This is a genomic window from Lentzea albidocapillata subsp. violacea, assembly GCF_900100275.1.
GTDB classification, from domain to species: Bacteria; Actinomycetota; Actinomycetes; order Mycobacteriales; family Pseudonocardiaceae; genus Lentzea; species Lentzea violacea.
On record NZ_FNET01000001.1, the window covers coordinates 545,473 to 569,828 of the forward strand.

23 protein-coding genes are annotated in these 24,356 nt (G+C 71.2%); 11 read left to right on the forward strand and 12 right to left on the reverse strand.

The annotated features are described in order from the left end of the window. Positions 1–42: 42 nt before the first annotated feature. Complete coding sequence (locus BLR21_RS02180) at positions 43–2,742, forward strand: ATP-binding protein (protein WP_176929415.1); 2,700 nt, start codon at positions 43–45, stop codon at positions 2,740–2,742. Here BLR21_RS02180 and BLR21_RS02185 read toward each other — a convergent pair. Together BLR21_RS02185 and BLR21_RS02190 are read right to left on the reverse strand one after the other, a co-directional pair. After that, complete coding sequence (locus tag BLR21_RS02185; RefSeq protein WP_090003925.1) at positions 2,726–3,382, reverse strand: response regulator; 657 nt, start codon at positions 3,380–3,382, stop codon at positions 2,726–2,728. The two genes, BLR21_RS02180 and BLR21_RS02185, sit on opposite strands and share 17 nt — an antisense overlap. Next, the gene (locus BLR21_RS02190) at positions 3,379–4,164 is read right to left on the reverse strand and encodes a sensor histidine kinase (RefSeq protein WP_218130716.1); all 786 of its coding nucleotides are present in this window, start codon (positions 4,162–4,164) and stop codon (positions 3,379–3,381) included. The genes BLR21_RS02185 and BLR21_RS02190 overlap by 4 nt, the downstream gene beginning before the upstream one ends. 137 nt (positions 4,165–4,301) lie before the next feature. Between BLR21_RS02190 and BLR21_RS02195 the strand changes: the two genes are divergently transcribed. The 4 genes from BLR21_RS02195 (at position 4,302) to BLR21_RS02210 (ending at position 12,802) form a co-directional block, all read left to right on the forward strand. Next, entirely contained in the window at positions 4,302–4,994 is a 693-nt protein-coding gene (locus tag BLR21_RS02195; RefSeq protein WP_176929416.1) for an ABC transporter ATP-binding protein, read from the forward strand. Continuing rightward, the gene (locus BLR21_RS02200) at positions 4,991–7,291 is read left to right on the forward strand and encodes an ABC transporter permease (protein ID WP_090003926.1); all 2,301 of its coding nucleotides are present in this window, start codon (positions 4,991–4,993) and stop codon (positions 7,289–7,291) included. Before BLR21_RS02195 ends, BLR21_RS02200 begins: the two co-directional genes overlap by 4 nt. 91 nt (positions 7,292–7,382) lie before the next feature. Next, a complete protein-coding gene (locus BLR21_RS02205) occupies positions 7,383–9,482 on the forward strand; it encodes a penicillin acylase family protein (RefSeq protein WP_176929417.1) in 2,100 nt (699 codons plus the stop codon). Positions 9,483–9,709: 227 nt separating this feature from the next. After that, on the forward strand, positions 9,710–12,802 hold the full coding sequence (locus tag BLR21_RS02210; protein ID WP_090003928.1) for a PA14 domain-containing protein: 3,093 nt from the start codon (positions 9,710–9,712) through the stop codon (positions 12,800–12,802). An 18-nt stretch (positions 12,803–12,820) separates the two neighbouring features. On the opposite strand, the gene BLR21_RS02215 is transcribed toward BLR21_RS02210, so the two are convergent. From BLR21_RS02215 to BLR21_RS02250, 8 genes are all read right to left on the reverse strand, one after another. Next, positions 12,821–13,132 carry a YbaY family lipoprotein gene (locus BLR21_RS02215; RefSeq protein ID WP_090003929.1) on the reverse strand — a complete coding sequence of 104 codons (312 nt, stop codon included), beginning with the start codon at positions 13,130–13,132 and terminating at the stop codon, positions 12,821–12,823. 4 nt (positions 13,133–13,136) lie between these two features. Next, entirely contained in the window at positions 13,137–13,394 is a 258-nt protein-coding gene (locus BLR21_RS02220; protein ID WP_090003930.1) for a hypothetical protein, read from the reverse strand. Positions 13,395–13,407: 13 nt separating this feature from the next. Next, positions 13,408–13,593, reverse strand: a complete 186-nt coding sequence (locus tag BLR21_RS02225; protein ID WP_090003931.1) for a hypothetical protein — start codon at positions 13,591–13,593, stop codon at positions 13,408–13,410. A gap of 11 nt (positions 13,594–13,604) precedes the next feature. Next, complete coding sequence (locus tag BLR21_RS02230; RefSeq protein ID WP_256334469.1) at positions 13,605–14,336, reverse strand: M12 family metallopeptidase; 732 nt, start codon at positions 14,334–14,336, stop codon at positions 13,605–13,607. A gap of 15 nt (positions 14,337–14,351) precedes the next feature. After that, positions 14,352–14,648, reverse strand: coding sequence for a hypothetical protein (locus tag BLR21_RS02235; RefSeq protein WP_090003933.1), 297 nt, complete (start codon positions 14,646–14,648; stop codon positions 14,352–14,354). Positions 14,649–14,812: 164 nt separating this feature from the next. After that, positions 14,813–15,889, reverse strand: a complete 1,077-nt coding sequence (locus BLR21_RS02240; protein WP_090003934.1) for a sensor histidine kinase — start codon at positions 15,887–15,889, stop codon at positions 14,813–14,815. After that, the gene (locus tag BLR21_RS02245; protein WP_090003935.1) at positions 15,882–16,547 is read right to left on the reverse strand and encodes a response regulator transcription factor; all 666 of its coding nucleotides are present in this window, start codon (positions 16,545–16,547) and stop codon (positions 15,882–15,884) included. The genes BLR21_RS02240 and BLR21_RS02245 overlap by 8 nt, the downstream gene beginning before the upstream one ends. Before the next feature lie 30 nt (positions 16,548–16,577). Then, positions 16,578–17,144 (reverse strand): VanZ family protein, encoded by a 567-nt coding sequence (locus BLR21_RS02250; protein WP_256334390.1) that lies wholly within the window; start codon positions 17,142–17,144, stop codon positions 16,578–16,580. 101 nt (positions 17,145–17,245) lie between these two features. Here BLR21_RS02250 and BLR21_RS02255 point away from each other — a divergent pair, with 101 nt between their 5' ends. The 4 genes from BLR21_RS02255 (at position 17,246) to BLR21_RS42235 (ending at position 20,668) form a co-directional block, all read left to right on the forward strand. Next, the gene (locus tag BLR21_RS02255; protein WP_176929418.1) at positions 17,246–18,274 is read left to right on the forward strand and encodes a sensor histidine kinase; all 1,029 of its coding nucleotides are present in this window, start codon (positions 17,246–17,248) and stop codon (positions 18,272–18,274) included. Continuing rightward, positions 18,267–19,319: a hypothetical protein gene (locus tag BLR21_RS02260; RefSeq protein WP_090003936.1), complete on the forward strand. Its 1,053-nt coding sequence runs from the start codon at positions 18,267–18,269 to the stop codon at positions 19,317–19,319. The genes BLR21_RS02255 and BLR21_RS02260 overlap by 8 nt, the downstream gene beginning before the upstream one ends. Next, entirely contained in the window at positions 19,304–19,948 is a 645-nt protein-coding gene (locus tag BLR21_RS02265; RefSeq protein ID WP_090003937.1) for a response regulator transcription factor, read from the forward strand. Before BLR21_RS02260 ends, BLR21_RS02265 begins: the two co-directional genes overlap by 16 nt. A gap of 93 nt (positions 19,949–20,041) precedes the next feature. Then, positions 20,042–20,668 carry a hypothetical protein gene (locus BLR21_RS42235; RefSeq protein WP_176929419.1) on the forward strand — a complete coding sequence of 209 codons (627 nt, stop codon included), beginning with the start codon at positions 20,042–20,044 and terminating at the stop codon, positions 20,666–20,668. 37 nt (positions 20,669–20,705) lie between these two features. Here BLR21_RS42235 and BLR21_RS02280 read toward each other — a convergent pair whose 3' ends face one another. Together BLR21_RS02280 and BLR21_RS02285 are read right to left on the reverse strand one after the other, a co-directional pair. Beyond that, complete coding sequence (locus BLR21_RS02280) at positions 20,706–21,365, reverse strand: response regulator (protein WP_090003940.1); 660 nt, start codon at positions 21,363–21,365, stop codon at positions 20,706–20,708. Beyond that, the gene (locus tag BLR21_RS02285) at positions 21,362–22,495 is read right to left on the reverse strand and encodes a sensor histidine kinase (protein WP_090003941.1); all 1,134 of its coding nucleotides are present in this window, start codon (positions 22,493–22,495) and stop codon (positions 21,362–21,364) included. The genes BLR21_RS02280 and BLR21_RS02285 overlap by 4 nt, the downstream gene beginning before the upstream one ends. A 135-nt stretch (positions 22,496–22,630) precedes the next feature. On the opposite strand from BLR21_RS02285, the gene BLR21_RS02290 reads away from it, so the two are divergent. After that, positions 22,631–23,962: a hypothetical protein gene (locus BLR21_RS02290; protein ID WP_090003942.1), complete on the forward strand. Its 1,332-nt coding sequence runs from the start codon at positions 22,631–22,633 to the stop codon at positions 23,960–23,962. Further along, the gene (locus BLR21_RS02295; RefSeq protein WP_090003943.1) at positions 23,959–24,345 is read left to right on the forward strand and encodes a FixH family protein; all 387 of its coding nucleotides are present in this window, start codon (positions 23,959–23,961) and stop codon (positions 24,343–24,345) included. The genes BLR21_RS02290 and BLR21_RS02295 overlap by 4 nt, the downstream gene beginning before the upstream one ends. Positions 24,346–24,356: the final 11 nt, after the last annotated feature.

The window sequence follows — 24,356 nt, forward strand, 5'->3', positions numbered from 1 at the left end:
GAGTCCGGTACCGAACCACCACCGGTCGGCGATACTCCCGGCGTGGAGGAAGCCCCGATCTTCGGCCGCGACCGCGAACTGGCTTCGCTGCGGGCAGGCCTCGTCGCGGCGGCGGGTGGTGCGGGCCGTCTCGTGCTGGTCGGCGGCGAAGCGGGCATCGGCAAGACCCGGCTGGCCACGGCCGTCGCCGCGATGGCCGGCTCGTACGGCATCCCGGTCGCACGCGGGCACGCCGTCGACGACCCCGGCATGCCTCCGTTGTGGCCTTGGCGGCGCCTGGCCCGTTCGCTGCCCGCGCTGCACCGCGTGCTCTCCGACGTGCACTCCGGCACGGACGACTCGGCCCGCTTCGCCCTGTTCGCGGACGCGGCGGACGCCCTGGTCGCCGAGGCCGAACCGGGCGGTCTGCTGATCGTGCTGGAAGACCTGCACTGGGCCGACCGCACGTCGTTGCGCCTGCTGGCCCACCTTGCGACCGAACTGCCCGACTCCCGGATCCTGGTCGTCGCGACCCACCGCGAGGCCGAGTTGTCCGAGCTGATGCGCGCCCCGGCCACCCGCGCGGTACAACTCCGCGGTCTGAGCCATGGCGACGTCACCGGGTGGGTGCGTTCGGCGACGGCCGCGGCGGACCCCGAGTCGGTGGCGGCGCGGCTCGTGGACGGCACCGGCGGCAACCCGCTGTACGTGCGCATGCTGCTCGACAGCGGTGAGGTCGCGGGACACCTGGAACTGCACCGGCTGGTGTTGTCGAGGCTGGACCGGCTGAGTCCGCGCGCCCGTGACGTGCTTGGCGTGGCCAGCGTCCTGGGGGAGCGGATCGACCCCGCGCTGCTCGCGGCCGTCACCGGGGAGGATCCCGCCGTGCCGCTCGACGACGCCGTCGCCACCAGGGTCCTGCAGGCCGACGAGGGGTCGCTGGCCTTCACGCACGCTCTCGTGCGGGACGCCGTGTACGAGGACCTGGCTCCTTCCGTGCGCGCGGAGCTGCATCGGCGTTGTGCGGTGGTACTCGCCGCCAGTGGTGGTGCGCCGGGACGGATCGCGACGCAGTGGCGCCGGGCGAGTGGGGCGGACGCTGCCGCGGAGTGCACGCGGTGGGCGACGGAGGCGGCGAGGGCGGCCACCGCGGAACTCGCCTACGACGAGGCGGCGGGGTTCGCGGCGCTCGCACTGGCAACGGCGGAGGAGAAGACGGCGGAGCTCACCCTCGGCCTCGCCCGCGCCGAGTTCCTCGCGGGAGACACGCAGGCCAGCCTCGCCCACTGCCGCACCGCCGCTCGCCTGGCTCAGGAGGCGGGCGCCCCCGGCCTGATCGCGGAAGCCGCCCTCGTGATCACCGGTCTGGGCGACCGCTCGCTGCTGGCCGCCGTGGACCAGCTCTGCACGACCGCGCTGCGGCACCTCCCGGAAGAGGCCACCGCGACCAGGGCCCGGCTGCTGGCCCGCCGGGCGATGGCGGCCACCATGACCGGTGCGGCGCAACGGGCGCGCGAGTTGTCCGCGGCGGCGCTGGAACTCGCCGTGCGCAGCGGTGATCCGGACGCCGAACTGGACGGCATCCACGCGCGGCACCTCACCTTGTGCGCGCCGCAGTTCAGGGACGAACGGGTCGAGCTCGCGAACCGGGCCGTCGCGCTGGCGGAGACGGCGCGGCAGCCGCACGCCGAGCTGTGGGGCCATGTCTGGCTCGTCGACGCGGCGATCCAGGTGGGGGACCTGGCCGAGGTGGACCGGCAGCTGGACCTGATCGAGCAGTTCGCGGCGGCGCGGCAGCACGGGGTCGCGTGGTGGCACCTGCATCGGCTGCGGGCCACGCGGGCGGCGCTGGTCGGTCAGTTGCAGAAGGCGCGGGAGTGCAACGAGACGGCCCGTGCCGTGGCCGAGCGGATGGGAGTCTCGGCGGCCAAGGGCATGTACCACGCGTTCCGCAACGAGATGGCGCAGTTGGTCGGCGGCATCGACGAGGCGACGGCGCGGGAGGCGTTCGACATGATCGAGCTGGTCGGGGACATCCCGCTGGCCCGTGTCTACGTGCCGTTCCTGCACGCGCTGCTCGGGCAGACCGAGCAGGCTCGGGCGACGTTCGAGGAGTTCCGGGCCATGCCGGCCACGCTGGAGGCCGGGCCGACGTGGGCTCCGCTGGTCTGGCAGATCGGCGTGGTCGCCTGCATGCTGGACGACGCCGAAACGGCGGCGAGCGTCTACTCGGTACTGTCCACATTGGACCCGTGCTTCGCCGCGGACGGATCCGGCGCGGTGTTCTCCACCGCCGCCACACCGCGGTTGCTCGGCGACCTCGCCATGACCTGCGGATGGACGGAGGTCGCGGCCGGCCACTACCGGCTGGCCCTGGAGATGAACGCCCGCATCGGCGCCCGGCCGTTCGCCGCGCTGAGCAGGCTCGGCCTCGCCAGGGCCCTGACCGACCTGCCGGCGGCCAGGACGCTCGCGGCCGAGGCGGCGGCCGAGTTCCGCGCGCTGGACATGCCGATCCGGCTGGCCGAGGCCGATCGGCTCCTCACCCGGATCGGCGCCGCGGAACAGGCACAGAACCCGTTGTCACCACGGGAATCCGAGGTCGTGGACCTGGTCGCGCAGGCCCTGACCAACCGGCAGATCGCGACCCGCCTGCACCTGAGCGAACGCACCGTCGAGACCCACGTGCGCAGCGTGCTGGCCAAACTCGGGCTGCGCACCAGGACCGAGATCGCCGCGTGGGAACTCACGCGCCGGGCGTGACCAGGCCCGTCTCGTAGGCGAGGACGACGGCCTGCGCGCGGTCGCGCAACTCCAGCTTCGCGAAGATGCGGGCCACGTGCGTCTTGACCGTCGCCTCGCTCAGCGTGAGATGACCGGCGATCTCCGAGTTCGACCGCCCGCTGCCGACGAGCGTGAGCACCTCGCGTTCCCGTGGCGTCAACGCGGTCAGATCCCGATGCACGGCGGGAACGGAGACGCCGGAGGCGAACCGTTCCACCAGCCGGCGCGTGATCGACGGCGCGAGCAGGGCGTCACCGGTCTCGATCAGCCGCACGGCCGCGACGAGGTGCTCCGGCGTGACGTCCTTGAGCAGAAACCCGCTCGCACCGGCCGCGAGCGCCTCGTACACGTACCGGTCGAGGTCGAACGTCGTCAGCATCAGCACCCGGCAGTCCCCCGGCTCCCGCATGATCCGCCGGCACGCCTCCAGGCCGTCCATCCCCGGCATGCGGATGTCCATCAGCACGACGTCCGGCCGCAGGTCACGCACCGCCGTCACCGCCTCGGCGCCGTCCGCCGCCTCACCGACGACCTCGACACCCCCGGAGTGCAGAATCATCCGGAACCCGATGCGCACGAACGCCTGGTCGTCCGCGATCACCACCCGTGGCCCGCTCACGGCCGCTCGACCGGGATCTTGGCCCGGACGCGGAACCCGCCGCCGAGCCGCCTGCGCGCGTCCAGGTCGCCACCCAGCGCCGCCACCCGCTCGCGCAACCCCAGCAAGCCCCGCCCCTGTCCGTCCTCGAAGGACACCCGGTCGCCGGACAACGCGCTGGGCCCGGAGTTCAGCACCTCGACGCGCAGGTGGTGCTCCGCGTACCGCACCGTCACCTCCGCCTGCCGCCCGTCGCCGTGCTTCAACGCGTTGGTCAGCGCCTCCTGCACGATCCGGTACGCCGTCAGGTCGACACCGGACGGCAACGGCCGGGGCTCACCGGAGATGCGCACCTCCACCGGCAGGCCCGCGAAGCACATACGGTCCACGAGCGAGCTCAGCCGGCTCAGGCCTGGTTGCGGCGCCAGCAGATCGTCGCTGTCGGCCGACGGCGCGAGCAGGCCGAGCATGTGCCGCAGCTCGGTCATCGTGTCGCGGCCCGCGCTCTCCACGGCCAGCAACGCGTCAGTCGCCTGGCCGGACCCGCTCGAAAGCACCCGTCGCGCCGCCCCTGCCTGTACCACCATCACGCTCACGTTGTGGCTCACGATGTCATGCAGTTCCCGCGCGATCCGGGCACGTTCGGCGTCGACGGCGCCTCGGGCGGCGGACTCGCGTTCGCGCTCCAGCAACCAGCCTCGTTCCTCCATCGCACGCGTGTACGCGCGCCGGGACGCCGCCAGCCGCACCGCGAAGTACGCGGCGGCCAGGCAGGCGACGACGGCCACCACCAGCTCCCACACCCCGTCACTGTCCCAGAACGGCGATCACCGGCGCATCAAACCCCGGATGCAGGCCCTACACCCACAGGATGACGGGCCCGGCGAGTTACCTCCGCAGACTGACGCCTCCGGACGCGTGGCTGAGCAGGATGGCGGCCATGCAGAACGCAGACGCCGTCGTCGAGCTGACGAACGTGCGCAAGGAGTACAGCGACTCGACCGCGCTGGACGGGGTGTCACTCACCGTCCGTGCCGGGGAGGCCGTCGCGGTGATGGGGCCGTCCGGCAGCGGCAAGTCGACGCTGCTCAACATGATCGCGGGCCTCGACCGCCCGACGTCGGGCGAGGTCGTGGTGCACGGCACCGATCTGGGGAAGCTGAGCGAGACCGGGCTGGCCCTGTTCCGCCGCAGGGGCGTCGGCATGATCTTCCAGTTCTTCAACCTGCTGGACGACCTCTCGGCGCTCGACAACGTCGCGCTCGCCGCCCAGCTCACCGGCACCACGGCCGGTCAGGCCCGCAAACGCGCCCTGGAGCTGTTCGGCGAGCTCGGCATCTCCAGCCGCAGGAACATCTACCCGGCGCAGCTCAGCGGCGGTGAACGGCAGCGCGTCGCGGTGGCGCGGGCGTTGATGAACCGCCCCGCCCTGCTGCTCGCCGACGAACCGACCGGCGCGCTCGACAGCAAGTCTGGCGAGCAGGTCATGGACCTGCTGCTCGACCTCAACCAGATCGGCCAGACGCTGCTGCTCGTCACCCACGACGAACGCCTCGCCACCCGTTGCGCGACACGGTTGATCGAGGTCGCCGACGGCCGGATCGCCCGCGAGAACACTCTGGAGCGGGCATGACCGCGGTCTGGTCGGCTGCCTGGGCGGCAGTCCTGCGCAGGAAGCTCCAGACGATCGTCATCGGCGTCGTGGTCTGCGCGGCCAGCGCGACGCTCGTGATGGCCCTCGGCCTGTTGGAAGCGGCGGCGGCGCCGTTCGACCGCGCCTTCGCCGCCCAGCAGGGCGCGCACCTCGCCGCCCAATACGACGCGGACAAGGCGACCGGCTTCGCGAACCCGGCCGCACAGGCCACCGCCGGGCCGTTCCGGCAGGCCACTGTGGACACTTCGGAGGGCGAGGTCTTCCTGGGCACGCTCACCGTCGTCGGGCGGGCCGACCCCGGTGGCCAGGTCGACCGGCTGGCGGTGTCGCAGGGCAGGTGGGCCACCGGTCCCGGCGAGATCGTTCTCAACCGCACACCGGGTGCGGCAGGCCGGATCGGCCTGGGCTTCCGGGTGGAGCTGCCCGGACGCCCGGCGCTGACCGTCGTCGGCTTCGCCCACTCGGTCACGGGATCCGCCGACGCGTGGGTCGCGCCCGAGCAGGTCGAGGCGCTGCGACCGGACGCGCTGCAGGTGCTCTACCGGTTCGCCCACGCAGGCACGGCCGCCGAGATGGCCGCGGCGACGGCGGGGCTGCCGCGCGACGGGCTGCTCGGCACGCTCTCGCACCTCACCGTCAAGGACAAGGCCACCTCCGAACTGGGCGTGTTCATCCCGTTCCTGATGATCTTCGGGATCCTCGGCCTGGCCGTTGCGGTGCTGATCGTCGCCAACGTCGTGAGCGGCGCCGTCGTCGCGGGACTGCGGCACATTGGCATGTTGAAGGCGATCGGCTTCACCCCGAACCAGGTCATGGGCGTGTACCTGGTGATGGTCTCGATCCCGGCGTTCGCGGGCTGCGTGCTCGGCACGGTCGCGGGCAACCTCTTCGCCAAACCGATCGTGCAGGACGCGGTGGAGGGCTTCGGCGTCGACGACCTGAGCTTCGCGCCGTGGGTGAACCTCGTCGCGGCGCTCGGCATGCCGTTGCTGGTGGCGTCGGCCGCGCTCGTTCCGGCACTGCGGGCGCGCGGACTTCCGGCGGCACGGGCGATCAGCGCGGGCACCGCCACGCACACCGGGCGGGCGTTGAGGATCCAGCACTGGCTGGGCGGTACGGGGTTGCCGCGGTCGGTCAGCCTCGGCCTCGGGATGCCGTTCGCCCGCACCGGCCGCAGTGCGCTGACGCTGGCCTCGGTCGTGCTCGGCGTCATGACGGTGACCCTCGCGGCCGGCGTGACGATGTCGATGACGGCCTACAACGACGCCGTCCGGCCCCACTTCACCGATCGCGTCGAGTTGATGGCCGGACCACCGCCGGGGGCACCCGCCGTCCGTCCGGAGGGGGTGGAGGCGCCGGCCGCGACACTGAGCGATGCCGAGGACGAGGCGATGCTGCGCTCCTTGCCCGGCACGACAGCGGTTCTCGCCGGTACGCAACTCGACGCCGAGGTCGCGGGCGGCACCCAGAAGGCCACGATCCGGTTCTACCGCGGTGACACCGCCGCACTCGGTCCGCGGGTGCTGACCGGGCACTGGCCGGACGGGCCGGGACAGGTCGTGGTGCCGTCGAGGTTCCTGAACCAGCGCGGGCTCGCCGTCGGCGACACGATCACCGTGCAGGCGCTGGGAAACCGGACGCAGGTGAAGATCGTCGGTGTCGTGCTGACGAACAACGCCGACGAGATCTTCGCCGACTGGTCCACTGTGGACGTGCTCGGACCTGGCACGCGTGCCGCCACGTACCTGGTGCGGATGGCCACCGGCACCGACCGCGACGCCTACACCGCCGCCGTGAAGGCCGCGGATCCGGGACTGCAGGTCCTGCCGCCGCGCGACGGCACGTCGTCGACCGCGGTGATCATCATCAGCGCCGCCCTCGTGCTGACGCTGGTGCTGGGCGCGGTCGCCGCTCTCGGGGTGTTCAACACCGTCGTCCTCAACACCCGCGAACGGCGCCGCGACCTCGGCATGCTCAAGTCGATCGGCATGACCCCGCGTCAGGTCACCGTGCTGCTGGTGACGTCCATGGGCGCCCTGGGTGTACTCGGCGGACTGATCGGCGTGCCGGTCGGCATCGCCGTGCATCAGCTCGTCGTGCCCTTGATGGCGCAGGCGGGCCAGGCCGACGCCGTCGACATCCTCATGAACGTCTACCACGCGCCGTTGCTCGCACTCCTGGCTCTCAGCGGCGTCGTCATCGCCGTGCTGGGGGCGGTCGTGCCGGCCAGGGGAGCGGCGCGCCTCTCGATCGCCACCGTCCTGCACAACGAATAGGGGGATCACGATGCGCAGGTTCATCGCTTTATCGCTTGCGATAGCCGGAGTTCTGATCACTAGCCCGCCCGCCGTCGCCGGTGGGGGCACGGTGATCAGACGGACTTCCTACGGCATTCCGCACGTGCTCGCCGCCGACTACCGCGGTGCGGGCCAAGGCCTCGGGTACGCGTTCGCCGAGGACAACGCCTGCGTGATGGCCGAGATCGTCGTGACGCTCGCGGCCGAGCGGTCCCGCTGGTTCGGGCCGGACGGCCTGGCCAGCGATCTCTACTACCAGCGGCTCAACCAGTCCACAGTGGTCGAACGGCAACTCGCCCGCGGCCCGTCGAAGCAGGCACGCGATCTCGTGCGCGGTTACGTGGCCGGGTTCAACCGCTACCTCACCGACAACGGCCTGCCCGCCGCCTGCGCCACGTACGCGCGGCCGATCACCGAGATCGACGTCTGGCGGCGCGTCCACCAGGTGGCCGGGCTCACCGGCGGCGAAGGGTTCCAGGAGCAGCTCGTGTCGGCGCAGCCGCCGGGATCGGCGGTCACCGCGCCCGCCCGCGTCGCGACGGAACGCCCCGGCAGCAACGGCATCGCCCTCGGCCGTGACGCGACGGTGCCGGGCACCGGCATGGTGCTCGGCAACCCGCACTTCGACTGGGACGACACCTGGCGCTTCTACCAGCACCACCTCACGATCCCCGGCGAGCTCAACGTCAGCGGCGCCGGCCTGTATGGCGTACCGGTCGTCAACATCGGCCACAACGACAGGCTCGGCTGGACCCACACCGCGTCCGAGGCGCAGACGGTGACGCTCTCGAAGCTCACGCTCGTCCCCGGTGACCCGACCAGCTACGTCGTGGACGGCAAGGCGCACCGCATGATCGCCGAACAGGTCACCGCCGGCGGCATCACGAGAACCCTCTACCGCACTCCGGACGGCCCGGTGGTCGAGGACGACCGCGCGTTGCAATGGACGGACACCAGCGCGTTCGTCCTGCGCGACGCCAACCACGGCAACCTTCAGGTCGTCGACCAGTGGCTCGCCATCGCCCGCGCCCGCAGCGTTTCCGGCCTGCACAAGGCACTCGTCCGCCACCAGGCCCTGCCGTGGGTCAACACGATCGCCTCGGACGCCACCGGCACCGCCTACTACGGTGACGTCCAGGTGGTCCCGCACGTCACCGATGAGCAGCGAACCCGTTGCGGTGTCAGCGCACCGATCGGCCTGGTGGTCCTCGACGGCAGCCGGTCGGACTGCGGCTGGGGCACCGATCCCGACGCCGTGACACCGGGCAGGTTCGGCCCGGGCCGGTTGCCGCACCTCATCCGGCGCGACCACGTGAGCAACATGAACGACAGCCCGTGGCTCGCCAACCCGGCCGCACCGCTGACCGGCTACCCGTCGATCGTCGGCGACGTGGGCACCGAACGCTCCGCGCGCACCCGCATGGGCCTGGACATGATCGGCAGCAACGACTTCACACTGTCCACTCTGGAATCCGCGATGTTCGGCAACCGCAACCTCACCGCCGAACAGGGACGAGCCGCCGTCGTGGAGATGTGCCAGGCGAATCCGGCCCTGCCCGCGAACGACGGTCAGCTCGTGGACGTCCGCGCGGCCTGCGCGGCCCTGGCGGCTTGGCCGGGAACCGGTGACACCGGCGAACGGAGCGGCGGCGCGTACTTCTGGCGTTCGTTCCTGGCGCTGACCGGACGCCCCGGCACCCAGCTGTGGCAGGTGCCGTTCGACCCGGCCGACGCTGTCCACACGCCGCGTGGCATCAACGCGGACGACCCCGGCGTCCAGCGGGCGTTCGCCGAGGCGGTGCGGATGTTCGCGTCCGCCGGAGTCGCGGTGGACGTGCCACTCGACGCCGTGCAGCAGTACGAGGGCATCCCGATCCACGGGTGCCGCGGCCCGGAAGGCTGCTTCAACGTCATCTCGGTGCCCGGCCCGCCCCGGCCGGGCATGGCTCCCGGGATCCCGCACGGCTCCAGCTTCGTGATGGCGGTGGAGCTGACGAGGAACGGCCCGCGGATGAGTTCGATGCTGGTCTACGGCCAGTCCGCGGACCCGGCCTCGCCGCACCACACCGACCAGGCGCGGCTGTACGCGCGGAAGCAGTGGGTCAAGGGGGAGTTCACCGAACGGGAGATCGCCGCCAACCCCGACCTCAGCGTTCGCCGTCTCCGCTGAACTCGCCGTGCCGTCCGGCGCCGCCCGCGAACCGGGCGGCGCCGGCCTCACGGCCGAGTGGTGGCAGTTCGGCCCAACGACCAGGGCACGCCTCGTGACGTCCCGGAAACTTGTCCGGTTTGACATGCCCGATACCTCCGTTCGGCCGTAGCCCGGCCGCGGAGCCGTATGCGTGGATGTATGGGAGCGCTCTTACAACGTTGTAAAACTGAAGGGGATCTTCGCCGATGAAGAAAACCGCCCCCGTACTCGTCGCGCTGCTGCTGGCGCTGGGCATAGCGCCCGGCACGCCGTCCGCGGGTGCCGCCGAGCCCGTGCACGGTCTGAAGGGCGAGTACTTCAGCATGTCGGCACCGGGCGCGCGGGACTTCGCGACCCTGGGCGGCACCGTGCTCGACGCCGACGTGAACCACGGTGACCTGACCGGAGTGTTCGGGTTCCTGAACGGCCGCACCGAACACACGACCGCGCGGTGGACCGGCCAGATCGCGGTGCCGCAGACCGGCGACTACACGTTCCACGCCGTCGGGGACAACGGGTTCCGGCTGCTGGTCGACGGCAAGCCGGTGATCGACCACTGGGTCGGCGACTGGGACCGCGAGCAGACCAGCGCGCCGGTGACGCTCACCGCCGGGCGCCAGTACGACTTCCGGCTGGAGATGTTCCAGGACGTCGGCGGCGCCAACATGTTCCTGCGCTGGTCGAGCGCGACCACGCCCAAGCAGATCGTGCCGGAGTCCGCGTTCACGCCGCCGTCCGGCTTCCAGGTCGTGCCGCGCACGGCCGGGGTCTCGAAGGACGGCCGGACCCTCACCGCGGAGTTCGACGGCCGCGTCTCGGGCACGGCGGACCTTAAGGACCACCTGGTGGTCGAGGTCGACGCGACGCCGATGCCGATCTCGGTCGTCACCACGAGCCGCAACCGGCTGACCGTCCGGCTGGCCGAGCGGGTGCTGAAGGGCCAGCGGGTCCGCATGTACTACGACGGCGCCGGTGCACTCGCCGTCGGCGGCAAGAAGGTCGAGAAGACCGCGCGCACGGTCGGCAACGTCTCCACGGAACGGCTCAGGACGCCGTGGGGCGAGAAGGTCGACACGCGCAACCCGTTGCCGGAGTACCCGAGGCCGCAGCTGGAACGCGACAAGTGGCTCAACCTCAACGGCCCGTGGGAGTTCGCGGGTGCCAAGGCCGGCGAGCAGCCGGTGTTCGGGAGGAAGCTGCGCGAGAAGGTCGTCGTGCCGTACCCGATCGAGTCGCAGCTCTCCGGGCTCGAACGGCACGAGGACCACATGTTCTACCGCCGCACGGTCAGCGTCCCGCACGACTGGCGGATCGGGTCCGGGCAACGGCTGAAGCTCAACTTCGGCGCGGTCGACTACCACGCGAAGGTCTGGGTGAACGGCAGGCTGGTCGCCGAGCACACCGGCGGCTACACGGCGTTCAGCGCGGACATCACCGATGCGCTGAAGCGCGGTGAGCAGGAGATCGTCGTCGCGGTCACCGACACCACCGGCCCGCACCAGCCCAAGGGCAAGCAGTCGCGCAACCCCAGCGGCATCTTCTACACGCCGTCGTCGGGCATCTGGCAGACCGTGTGGATGGAACCGGTGGCGGACAAGGGCATCGACGAGATCAGGACGACCCCGGACCTCGCCACCAGCTCGCTGTCGGTGAACGTCAAGTCCGCCGGCAACGCCACCGTCACGGCGGTCGCCCGCGACGCCAGGGGCAAGCAGGTCGGCACGGTCACCGGACCAGCCAACACCAAGCTGACGCTGCCGGTGCCGAACCCGCACCTGTGGACGCCGGACGACCCGTACCTGTACAAGCTCGATGTCACGCTCGGCAGGGACAAGGTCAAGAGCTACTTCGGCATGCGGTCCACCGGCATCGCGAACGTCGGCGGCACGCCGAAGCTGACGCTCAACGGCCAGCCGATCTTCTCGTTGATGCAGCTGGACCAGGGTTTCTACCCGGACGGCCTGAACACCGCGCCGAGCGACGAGGCGCTGATCTTCGACCTGAAGGCGCAGAAGGACCTCGGCTTCAACTCCGTCCGCAAGCACATCAAGGCCGAACCCGCCCGCTGGTACTACCACGCGGACCGGCTCGGACTGCTGGTGTGGCAGGACTTCGTGTCCGTCGAGGACGGCAACAACCCGGTGGCGCAGCAGGCTTTCCTCAACGAGAGCCGTGAGTTGATGCAACAGCTGCACAACTACCCGTCGATCTACGCGTGGATCGTGTTCAATGAGGGCTGGGGCGAGTGGGACCGCACCGTCACCGGCCAGATCACCGACGACGTCAAGGCGGCCGACCCGAGCCGGATCGTCAGCGCGCACAGCGGCGTGAACTGCTGTGCCTCCAAGGGCGACAGCGGCAAGGGTGACGTCATCGACCACCACGACTACAACAACACCGACCCGGCACGCCCGGACGGCAAGCGCGTCGTGATGGACGGCGAGCACGGCGGGTTCACGCTGCGCACGCCGGGACACCAGTGGCCCGGTGCGCCGATCGCGATCTACAGCGGCGTGGCGAACAAGGCGGCGCTGACGGCGAAGTACGTCGACAACACCCGCACGTTCTACCTGGGCCAGGCGCGCCAGGAGATGTCCGCGTCGGTCTACACGCAGGTCACCGACCTGGAAGGCGAGCTCAACGGCCTGTGGACCTACGACCGCAAGCGCATCAAGGTCGACCCCGGTCCGGTCCGCGAGATCAACCGGCGGGTGATCGAGGCCGGTGCCAACGCCGGCAAGCCGTACCCGTACGCGGGCAGCGGCGAGTGGAAGCTGAACGAGACCACGGGAACGACGGCGAAGGACTCGACGGGCGCCAACCCGCTGACGCTCAGCCCGGCCGGTGCCACCTGGAAGGACGGTGCGCTGGAACTCCGCGACGGCTCGGCGGAGACCTACGGCCCGGTGGTCGACACGACCAAGGACTACACCGTGTCCGCGAAGGTGCGGCTGGACGAACTGCCCGGCAACTGGGTCTCCGCGGTGAGCCAGGACGGCCGTCAGTCGGAGAACCCCTTCTACCTGCAGTACGGCCAGGGCGCGTTCGCGTTCAGCACGCCCGGCGGCAACCGGGCGCGGTACGAGATCACGCCCGAGATCGGCCGCTGGTACGAGATCAAGGGCGAGCGGAAGGGCGGCGAGATCCGGCTCTACGTGGACGGCGCGCTGGTCGCGACGGCACCGGCGGGACCGGCCGTCGAGAGCACCGGGGCGTTCGCGGTGGGACGCGCCAAGTACAACGGCCAGAACGTGGATTTCTGGCGAGGTGCGATCAAGGACGTGGTCGTCACCTCCTGATGTGTGGGACGCGGTGAGCTACACCGGTTCCACGGGCACGACCACGTCGTCCGACGGTTCGATGGCCCTGGTGCTGACCAGATCGCCGTGACGAATCCGCCCGTCGCCGCTCACGTCCACGTGAGCGGCGACGTTCAGCATCGGCCCATCAGCCAGGCCGAAGTCGAAGGGCAGGCGCTGCTCGGCGGTGTCGTCACGGCGGAACTCGCTGACGTGCTCGGCTTTCGTGACGGCCGGCGCGTCGGCGAGGGTGACGTCGAGCAGCCGCACCCGCAGCACCGCCCGGCCGAACGCGGGCGTGCCTGCCGGGATCACGACGATGCCGTGCACCTGCTCAGTTGAGCACGGCGAAGCGGGCTTCGATGTCGACCGGGCCGCCGGTGAGGTTGCGGATCTCGATGAAGTACTTGATCAGCCCGGCGGCCTGCCGGTCGACCTGCACCTTCCACTCGATCTGCGCGCCGCCGTCGACCATCGGCCATGTCGGCACCACCATCCACACGACCCGCCAGCCCTCCGGCCAGCTGTGGGTGAACCAGCGCCGCGACGTCCCGCCGGGCACCTGTCCCCGGAACTGCACACCAAGTCGCATCGGGGTTCTCCCTTCACTCTGCTTCGGGCGCGGGACCGGCGTCCTCGGCCGTGTGCGAGGTCTCTTCGGCCACGGCGGCGTCGGTGTCCGGCGCGGCATCCGGTGCCGCACCACCGTTGTCCGCGGCTTCCAGGGGCTCGGCGACGATCAGGTCGTCGAGCGACGCGGGGGCGGCCCCGCCGTCGAGGTCGGCGCTCACGGTAGCTCCTCTCACAGTGCGCCCGGCGACCAGCCGAGCACGTCGTAGCGGGCCTCGACGTCGACCTGGCCGCCGGTCAGGTTCGTGATGGCGAGGAAGTACTTGAGCAGCCCGCCGGACTGCCGGGTGACCTGGGTGGTCCACTTGACCTGCGCCCCGCCGTCGACCGCGGGCGCCGTCGGCACGACCGTCCACAGCACGTACCAGTGGGCGGGCCAGCTGTGGGTGAACCACCGCTTGGTCGTGCGGGCCGGGACGGACCCGGTGAACTGCACGCCCCGGAACACCGCCGCCGGTTCGAGGCCGCTGTACATCGACCGCACCGCCGCGCAGTCGCCGGGACTGAGCCCCTCGCGCTGGCCGATCTCGACGTTCTGGACCGGTGTCATCGTGTCGCGGCCGGTGTCGATCGCGAACGCGCGCCGCGGGTAGTGCATGATCGAGTGGTAGTCGTACGGCCCGACGTCGTCGCCGTCGGTGATGTGCTGGTTGAAGTTGTGGGCGCTCTGCTGCTGGATGTTCGTGAAATCGATCGTCACGAAGTTGTTGCGGTCCTCGCGGCTCTGTTCGTGCCACAGACCGGCGCTGTGCCCGATTTCGTGAATGGTCGCGCCGAGCCCGCAGCCGGGTGCCAGCGTGATGTTCTGCCGGTTTCCGCGCATGCCCACGGGAGAACTGCAGCCACCGCCAGGCTGGAACCGAATGAAGTTCGTGTCTGTCGCGTTTCTCGGCACCAGGCGAATGCGGGTGTTGCGTTCCTAGTGCGCGATCGCGTTGTGCACGCGGGCCTGGTCCGGCAGGGCCGGGTCGATCTCGAACGGCACCCGCCCGCCCGGCCAGCGGAACTGCTGACCTGGGATGACCACGCCCCTGGCGTGGACCTCGCCCTCCTGCACGAGGGTGAGCACGATGTCGCCCTCGACCATCGGCTCGCCGTCGACCACGGTGTACAGAACGGCTTTCGCGCCCTTCTGTGTTTCGATCACGCCGGTTCGGAGTTCGGGGCCGACGCGGAACTGGCCGCTGCCGGTCACCGTGCCACTCGGCTCGGTCATCGTGCCCTCCCGTCCTGGCAGAAGACGAACAAGCCTGATCCCCGAATGGTCGCAACGCCTAGGGTCGAAGGTCTCCGTCGCATTCGCCGAATTGATGGAGAGTACAAAGTGGTGGTGTAACGGAAAAGCGGCGAAAGCCGACTTCAACGAGATCCAGCCATTGCTCAGCGGCTGGGCAGCCGGATCGTGACGCGCAGGCCGCCCTCCGGCCGCGGGACGATGTCGAGCGCGCCGTCGTGCGCCTGGACGATGCTGTGCACGATGGCGAGTCCCAGGCCGACCCCCGCGTGATCGTCGTCGCGGACGCGCTCGCCGCCGCGCTGGAACGGCTCGGTGAGCGTCGGCACCAGGTCCGCGGCGAGCCGGCGGCCGGTGTTCTCGATGCGGACGACGCACGCCTGGTGCTGCGGTTCGGTGTGGACGGTGACCGTGCCGCCGGTCGGGAGGTTGTGGACGATGGCGTTCTGGACGAGGTTCGTCACCATCCGCAGGAGCAGCTCCGCCGAACCGGTGGTGGTCGCCGGCTCACCGGTGACCACGAGCTCGATGCCGCGCCGTTCCGCAAGGGGGAGCAGGGTTTCGGCGGCTTCCTCGGCGATCAGGGAGAGGTCGACGGGCTCTCGGGTGAACACGCCCCGCTCGCCGCGGCTGAGCAGCAGCAGGGCCTCCGTGAGGTCGATCGCGCGGCGGCTCGCGGTGTGCAGGCGGTCGAGGAGTTCGGCGTCCACCAGGGACGGGTCCTGGCGGGCCACGTCGAGCAGTGACTGCGAGATCGCCAGCGGGGTGCGCAGTTCGTGGGAGGCGTTGGCGGCGAACCTGCGCTGCTCGCCGACGTGCGACTCGAGTTTTTCGAGCATGGTGTCGAAGACGTCGGACAGTTCGCGGAACTCGTCCGCCTTGCCGGGCAGCCGGATGCGGTGCGACAGCGACCCCTTCGAGGCCAGCCGGGCGGCGTCGGTGATCTTGTCGAGCGGGGAGAGCATGCGGCCGGCCAGGAGCCATCCGCCGAGCAGGCCGAACGCCACCAGGAACACCATGGCGATGGCGGCGGCGCGGCCGAAGATGCGGGAGAGCAGGAAGCGGTTGGGGCTGGTGAAGAGCAGGCCCTGGTCGTTGTCGGGGAGGTAGCGCAGCAGATACCACCAGGCCACCGCGATCAGGACGGCGCCGGCCACGACGACGATGCCCGCGTAGCTCAGGGTGAACTTCAGGCGCGCGGAGAGTCCTGGGGGCCTAGCCATCCGCGTCGATGCGGTAGCCGACGCCGGGCACGGTCGCGATGAGCCACGGTTCGCCGAGTCGCTTGCGCAGTGCCGAGACCGTGATGCGGACGGCGTTGGTGAACGGGTCGGCGTTCTCGTCCCAGGCCCGCTCCAGCAGTTCCTCGGCGCTGACGACGCCACCCTGGGCACCGACGAGCACCTCGAGTACCGCGAACTGCTTGCGGGTCAGCGCGACGTACTGCCCGTCGCGGAAGACCTCACGCCGGAACGGGTCGAGCCGCAGGCCGCCGATCTCACTGATCGGCGGCCGCGCGTAGGCACGCCTGCGGGCCAGCGCTCTGAGTCGCAGCACCAGCTCCCGCAGCTCGAACGGCTTGGTCAGGTAGTCGTCGGCGCCGAGCCCGAACCCCGACGCCTTGTCGTCGATCCGGTCGGCGGCGGTGAGCATCAGGATCGGCATGCCGCTGCCGGACGCGACGATCCGCCGCGCGATCTCGTCCCCGGACGGGCCGGGGATGTCGCGGTCGAGCACCGCGAGGTCGTAGGAGTTGACACTGAGCATCTCCAGCGCCGTGTCGCCGTCCCCGGCGATGTCCGCGGCGATCGCCTCCAGCCGGAGTCCGTCCCGGACGGCCTCGGCCAGGTACGGCTCGTCCTCCACGATCAGCACACGCATGGCACCAGCCTAGGCAGATCGCCCGCACGTTCACACGGCGACAAGGTGTCGTTCCTCCACCGGTGCGGGCTTGGGACGCCACCACCACCGCGAAGCCAGCGAGGCCAGCGCCGCGCCGACGGCGTTGAGCAGCACGTCGTCCACAGAGGACACCCGGTCCAGGCGCAGCACGAACTGCGCGATCTCCAGGAACGCGGAGCAGGCCGCCGCGAACACCAGCACCCGCCACGCCGACCGCAGCGCCGCGAACCTCAGCGGGGCGAAGAACCCGAGCGCCGCGAACACCAGCATGTTGCCGACGATCTGGCCCGCGTCCCGGTGCTCGACGAGATCGATCAGGTCCGCGAACGGCACCAGGCTCAGCTCGCCCACGCCGCCCGGCTCCGCGCCTGGGAGCATGATGATCCACACCCACGGCAGCGTCCCGTAGACCATGCCGACGTCGGCCAGCGCCGTCCGCCACGGGTGCGGGTTCCTGCCGAGTCTCCGGTAGAGCGCCAGGAGCAGCATCGCGAGCACGGCCACCGGAATCCCGAGCACCGCGCCGACCACGACGCCGGTCTCCGTACCGACCCACTCCTGCCAGGTGTTGAGCACGCTCCAAGTGAAGGCGTACGGCCGTTGCGAGGGCGTACGCGGTTTTTGATACGCGGACGATATGTGGCCCGGCCAGGCGGTCCGGGAGTGCCTCGCGCAGAATGCCTGACGTGCTGGAGGCGAGGCTGCTTGCGACGGTGTCCCGTCTCGCGGGTCCGATCCGCGGCGCCGGCGTCGTGTTGATCAGCCTCTTCGGCGCCTTCTCGCTGAACTCGCCGCTGGGCTGGTCGCTGTTCGCGGCGGTCGCGGTGAGCACGGTCGCCGATTTCCGGCTGCCCCGCGTGGCGCTGCCGGTGGCGTTCCTCCGTGTCGTGGTGCTGTCGGTGGTGCTGGGGGCCGGTGCCGACCAATGGGTGCTGACGGTGCTCACGACGACACTGATCACGTGGCAGTGGCAGTGGCCGCCGAAGGTCAGCGTGCCCGCGACGGCCGCGTTGCTCGCGGTGCAGGTCGTCACGACCGGGCCCGGCGTGCTCGTGCGGGCGGTGCTGGAGTCCGTGCTCGCCCGGCTGTCGTACGAGTTGTTGCGCAGGTCGAGCCGGAAGGTGGACCTGCTCAGGGAACGCGCCGCCGAGCAGAGCCGGGCCGCGGCCATCGCCCTCGACCAGGGCAGGCGGGAACGGGAGTACCTCGCACTGCTGCACGACACGGCTGCCGCCACGTTCCTGATGGCCGCGCACGGTGGCGATCCGGAGGAGGTCGCGGCCCAAGCGCGCCGCGACCTGGTCGTGCTGGCCGAACGGGGCAACGCGCAGGGGACCGTGGACCTCGGGGCCGCGCTCACGGCGGTGGCGCGGGACAGTGCCGTACACGTGCGGGTGGAGGCCGAGGTCGTGCCGGTGCCGGCCGGGGTCGCGCTGCAGTTCGTGCGGGCCGCGCGTGAACTGCTCACGAACGTGGAACGTCACGCGGGCACGACCGAAGCCGACCTGACGGTGACGCGGGCGCGCGGCGCGGTGGTCGTCATCAGGGACGGCGGCAGGGGTTTCGTGCCCGCCGAGGTGCCCGAGCACCGGCGTGGCCTGCGCGGATCGGTGGTCGGGCGCCTCGAAGCGGCCGGCGGTACGGCGGTGGTCGAGTCGGGACCGGCGGGTACCACCGCGCGGCTGGAGTGGACCGCCGGTGACTGACCACACCGTCGCCACCACCACCCGGCAGGTCCTGCTGGTCGTCGTCTTCGCGGTCCAGCTCGTCCTCATGCTGCCCCCGCTCGTCGCGCATCCGCACGGCCCGGCGGCGTGGGTCGCGTACGGGCTGCTCACGGCCGTGCTGGCGGTCGTGGCCGGGTATGTCGCGGCCGCGGTGCCGACACCGGGCTACCTCGCGGTCGTACCCCTCGTCTCGTCGGTGCTGGCGACGACCGCGCTGCCCGCCGGGGCGTCGTTCAGCCCGGCGGACTGGGGGTTCGGGCTCGTCGGCTGGTACCTGCTGCTGGTGCTGGTCGAGAGACCGGCCGCGCTGGTGGCGGCACTGACCGCGCACATCTGCTTCAGCATCGCGTGGTTCGCGCGCGAGGGAGGCGGTGACGTCGGCACGGCCGGCGTCGTCATCCTCAGCGGCACGAGTTTCCAGCTCGGTGTCCTGGTGATCAACCGCGTCCTGCACCGCGACGCCGCGCTCGCCGCCGAGGCTGCCGCCGAGCACGACGCCGCCCGCACCCGCGAAGAGCTCGCCCGCCAGCGGGAACAGGACCTGCGAGCCGGGTTCGAGGGCCAGCTGGGCGCGTTGCTGCCGCTGCTGGCCGACCTTGCCGACGAACGCGCGAGCGTGGCCGACCAGACGACCAGGCTGCGCTGCTCGGTCGCGGCCGTGCAGCTGCGCAGGTTGTTCGCGGAGAACGACGATGTGCCCGACCCGTTGCTGCACGAACTGACGGCGTGCGTCGATGTCGCCGAACGGCGCGGTGTCGTCGTCTCGCTCGCTGTCAGCGGCACGGCCACGCCAGTTCCGACGGAGGTGCGTCGTGACCTGGTCGCGCCGATGGCCCAGGCACTCGCCGCTGCGAACGGACGTGCGAAGGTGAGCCTGCTGCGCACCGCGACGGAGGTGCGCGTGGCGGTGGTGGCCGACGCGCCCGAAACGCTGCCGGCACCGGGCAGGACCGGAACGGTCACCGTCGAGACGAACGTCCACAGTGGACTGGTGAGGAGCGAGGCGCGATGGCGGACGACGTGACGGCGGTCGTGGTCGACGACCATCCCGTCGTGCGCGCGGGAGTCGCGCACTGGCTGTCCACAGCGGACATCGAGCTCGTGGCGAGCGGCGAGGACCCCGGGGTGGCCTGGACCGGTCCGGGCGCCAGCGCGGCGGTCGTCGTGCTCGACCTGCACCTCGGCGGCGTCGCGCCCGCCATGTCCGAACTGCGCAAGCTCGTCGAGTACGGCCGCAAGGTCATCGTGTACTCGATGCGCGCCGACGACGAGATCGTCCTGCAGTGCCTGGAGATCGGCGCACTCAGCTACCTGACCAAGGCCGAGGGCGCCGACCACCTCGTGCAGGCCGTCAAGGCGGCGGCCGCCGGGCAGTCGTACACGCCACCGGCTCTCGCGGGCGCGCTGGCGGGCGACAGGTCGGACACGAGGCCCGCCCTCTCGCCGCGCGAGACCGAGGTCCTGGTCGAGTGGTTCCAGTCGGAGTCCAAGGAGTTCGTGGCGCAACGCCTGAACATCACGCTCAGCACGGTGAACTCCCACCTGGAACGGATCAGGGTCAAGTACGCGGCGATCGGCAGGCAGGCACCGACCAAGGCGGCACTCGTCGCGCGGGCGATCCAGGACGGACTGATCGGTCTCGACGACCTCTGAGCCCGCGTGTGGTGTGAACGACCGATACCATCGCTCCGGCATCCGGCCTAACGTGCTGGGCAACCCAGGTTCCGCAGTCCGAGGAGTTCCGCAGTGACGCACGCCCGTGGCCCCCTGTTCATCGCCGCCCTCGCATCAGCGGGCCTGCTCCTGTCGGCCTGCGGCTCCCAGACCGGCGGTACCGCGACGCCCGCCACGGACACGACGACGACCACCGCCACGAGCACCGAGGAGACGTCTGCCTCGAAGGAGGCGCCGCCGGTCCCGGCCGGTGGGGACGTCACCGCTCCCGGCTCGAAGCTCAAGGTCGGCGCCCGCGCGGTGATCCCCGTCGCCACCGGCGACAAGACCGGCACCATCGCCATCACCGTCACTATCGAGGCGGGCGAGAAGGCGGACCTGGCGAAGTTCGGCGACAAGGCCAAGCACCTCACGCCGTTCTACCTGCGGGCCAAGGTCGAGAACCTCAGCGGCACGGACCTGAGCTTCACCTCGATCGGTCTGCGCGGCCTCGGCGAGGACGGCAAGGGCACCGGCGTGATCATCAGCGGTGACACGCCGAAGTGCGACTCCACCAGCGCGCCGAAGACGTTCAAGACTGCCGGCGAGACGTACGAGACGTGCGTGCTGAGCGCGGCTCAGGACGGCTTGAAGGTTGCGGCGGCCGAGTACAACCGAGGCGACGACTACGTCAAGTCGCCGGTCGTCTGGCAGAGCTGAGTCGCTGGTCCGCGGGGTAACGAGGGGTCCCCGCGGCTCAGCGGCCGCTCTGCACCAACCCGTTGACGTGCGCGTACGCCACGGCGTGCACCCGGTCGCGCAACCCGAGCTTGGCCAGCACCCGTGAGACGTGCGTCTTCACCGTCTCGTCCCCGACGTGCAGCCGCGCGGCGATCTCGGCGTTGCTGTACGCGGCCGCGACGAGCTGCAGCACCTCCCGTTCGCGCGCGGTGAGCAGCGCGAGCTCCGGCGGCGTCGGGGGAGGGGCGAGGCTGACGGCGAACCGCGCGATCAGCCGTTGCGTCACCGACGGGTCGATCAACGCGTCCCCGCGCGCCGCCACCCGCACCGCCGAGATCAGCTCCTCGGGCGGCAGCGACTTCAGCAGGAACCCGCTGGCCCCCGCCTTGAGCGCGCGGTAGACGTACTCGTCGGTGTCGTAGGTCGTGAGCAGCAGGACCTTCGTGCGGTTCGCCGGGTCGGCCAGGATCATCTCCGTCGCGCCGAGCCCGTCCAGCTTCGGCATCCTGATGTCGAGCACGGCCACGTCCGGGCGCAGCCGCGCGACCTCGGCCACCGCGGCCCTGCCGTCCGCGACCTCCGCGACGCACCGGAGATCCTCCTGCGTGTCGAAGATCGCGCGCAGGCCGGAGCGCAGCATCGCGTGGTCGTCGGCCAGCAGCACGGTCAACGTCACGACGCCTCCAGGGGGAACGTGACGACGGTGCGCCAGGTCCGGCCGTCCGGGTCGAGCCCGGACCGGGTGGTGCCGGCGAACATGCCGGCGCGGTTGCGGATGCCGACGAGACCGCGGCGCACCGAGCCGGAGTCGCCGGCGAGACCCGCGACGTTCTGCGCGGTGACGCTCAGCGAGTCCGGCGCGTACTCCAGGATGACCGTCACCCCGCACGCGTCGCCGTGCCGCAGGGCGTTGGTGAGCATCTCCTGGATGATCCGGTAGACCGTGATGTCCAACGACTCCGGCACGTCCCGCCGTTGCCCGCGCACCTCCAGCCGGGCCGGCCGGCCCGCCGCACGCACGCCGTCGAGCAGTTCGTCGAGGTTGTCGAGCCCTGGCTGCCGCGCGCCCTCGGACTTGTCGCCGTGCAACAGGTCGAGCAGGTGCCGCAGGTCGACCATGGCCGCGCGACTGGACGTCTCGACCGCGCGCAACGAGCTCGTGAGCTTCGGATTGCCCTCCGGCAGACCGAGACGGGCGGCGCCGGCGTGCAGGTTGATCGCGCTCACGTGGTGGATGATCACGTCGTGCAGGTCGCGGGCGATCGCGCCGCGTTCCTCGGTGATCGCCTTGGTGACCGCCGCCTTCGCGTCCTTCTCGGCCATCGCCGACCGCTTCTCCAGCTCGGCCAGGTACGCGCGGCGCGCCGTCGTGTAGCGGCCGACGAGCCACGGCAGCAGTGCGCCCTTGGCCGCCACGAGCACCGCGTACAGGGGGCCGTAGCCGTTGAGGACCATGCAGGCCATCAGGCTGGCCGAGAGCAACCCGAGCGACGTGTACGCCGGTGTGCCGCGCAGCCACGCCCCCGCCCGATAGCCGGCGATCAGCAGACCGGCGTCGTTGGCGTCGACCCCGTTGCGCATCGAGACGAGGACGATCACCGGAACGGCCGCCTGTGCCGCCGCCACCCACAGCGACAGCCGCGCCGGACCGGCGAGCATCGCGTCCACGGCCAGCGTCAGCAGGAGCACGACCACGGTCTGCGGCAACGGTTCGCGGTCGAGCAGCACGAACCCGCCGTCCACGACCATGCACACGGTCGCGACCAGCCACGACTGGTGCCTGAGGGGCAGCTTGATCAGATCCATCGAGCGCAATCCTGCCCCATGGCGTCCCTTGGAACCTCCCGCTGCGCAGGGGCGGGAGATCCCCCGCGCGGGGGATGCGGTTTCCGCCTCGCCAGTGACGCGGTGCCGGGGCCATGATCGATACGTTCGGTCGCGATGAAACGACGTGGTGTGACCTTGTTGCTCGCGCTCGCGGCGCTCCTGGGGATCGCGGCCCCCGCGCTGGCCGACGGCGCCCAGTCCGGCGCCGACCTCCACGTCGCGCAGAGCCTCGGCGACCGCGACCTCACGGTGATCATCCGGCGGGTCGCGGAGGTGCCGGGGCCGGTGCACGTCGACGTGGTGACGCACGCCGGTACGCCGCCGGGCGAGCTGACGCTGACGTTGCGCGCGGCGGGTGCGCCCAGCAGCGCCGCCAAGGTGGTTCTCGGTGCCACGCCCGGCTTCCACTCCGGGCTGCTGCACGTGGACCGGCCCGGTCCGTGGGAGCTCGCGGTCGACGAGGCGACCATCCCGTTCGTCGTGCCGGCGCTCGTGCCGTCGCCGTGGGAGAACGCGACCTACGGAGGGTTCATCGCGGCCGGAGTGCTGTTGCTGGCCGCCCTCCTGCTGGCGGTGTCCGGCAAGGTCGGCCTCGCGCTCGTGCCCACGGCGGGCATGGTCGCCGCGGTGGCGGCCGGGGTGACGGCGGCGTTGCTGGCACCGAGCATCCCGCCGGTCGCGGCGCCCGGCACGCAGCTCGACCCGACGTACGACAACGTCATGAACCCCTACGAGCGAACGTCCATAGTGGACTTCTCTCGGCCGCCGGTGAACATGGTGCCCGGCATGGACGGCAAGGACCTCGTGCTGAGCCTGACCGACGGCTCGTCGGGACGGCCGGTGGACGACCTTCTGGTGCACGACAGCGCGTTCGTCCACCTGGTCGTGGTGTCGCCGTCCGGGCATCTGCGCCACCTGCACCCGGTCCGCACGGCGCCCGGTGAGTTCCGCGCCCGGCTGAGCGATGCCGAACCGGGCACGCACGCCGTCGCCGCCGAGATCGCCCGGCGTGGCGGGGGAGTGCAGCTCCTGCGGTCGAGCGTCGAGGTCTCCGGCACGGCCGCGCCCCGGCACGACGCGAAAGCCGCGACGGCGATGGAGATCCGCGAGGCGGGCAGGCCGAGCACGATCACCGCGAAGTTCGGCGAGCGCGACCTGCAGCCGTGGCTGGGCATGCTCGGGCACATGATCGTCGTCGGCCCGGTGACCGGCACCGCCGTGAACGCACCTATCTGGGCGCACGTGCACTCCATGCTCCCGCAGACCCCCGGCCTGCCCGACAGGCCCGACGAGAGCGTCGCCGCCTACGGGCCGGACGTGCCGTTCACCTACTCGTTCCCGTTGCCGGGCAGGTATCTCGTGTGGATCCAGGTCGAACGGGACTACTCGGTCGTCACCGTGCCGAAGGTCGTCGACGTCCCGGCCGGGAAGGTGGCCTCGAAGTGAAGCGTTCGGCGGTGGCCGTCATGGCCGGGGTGATCGCGGTGGTGGCCGCGCTGCTGGTGCTGTGGCCGCGCGGCGTCGAGGCCCGGCCCCACCTCGCGGAGAGCGCCCAGTTCCGGTTCGAGCTCACGCCCGCCAGCACGCGGTCCGGCAGCAACTCGTTCGACCTGTTGATCACCGACCGGTCCGGCAACGCCGCCGACGGTGACGTGACGGTCGAACCGGCCATGCCGCAGATGGGCCACGCGCTCGCCCCGATCACGGCGGCACCGCGTGCTCCGGGCCGGTACCAGGTCGCGGGCGTCGACCTGTTCATGGCCGGTCAATGGGAAATCACCTTGTCACTGCGCGGCGAGCGGGTAGTGATCCCGCTGCTGCTCACCTAGAAGGGGGAGGA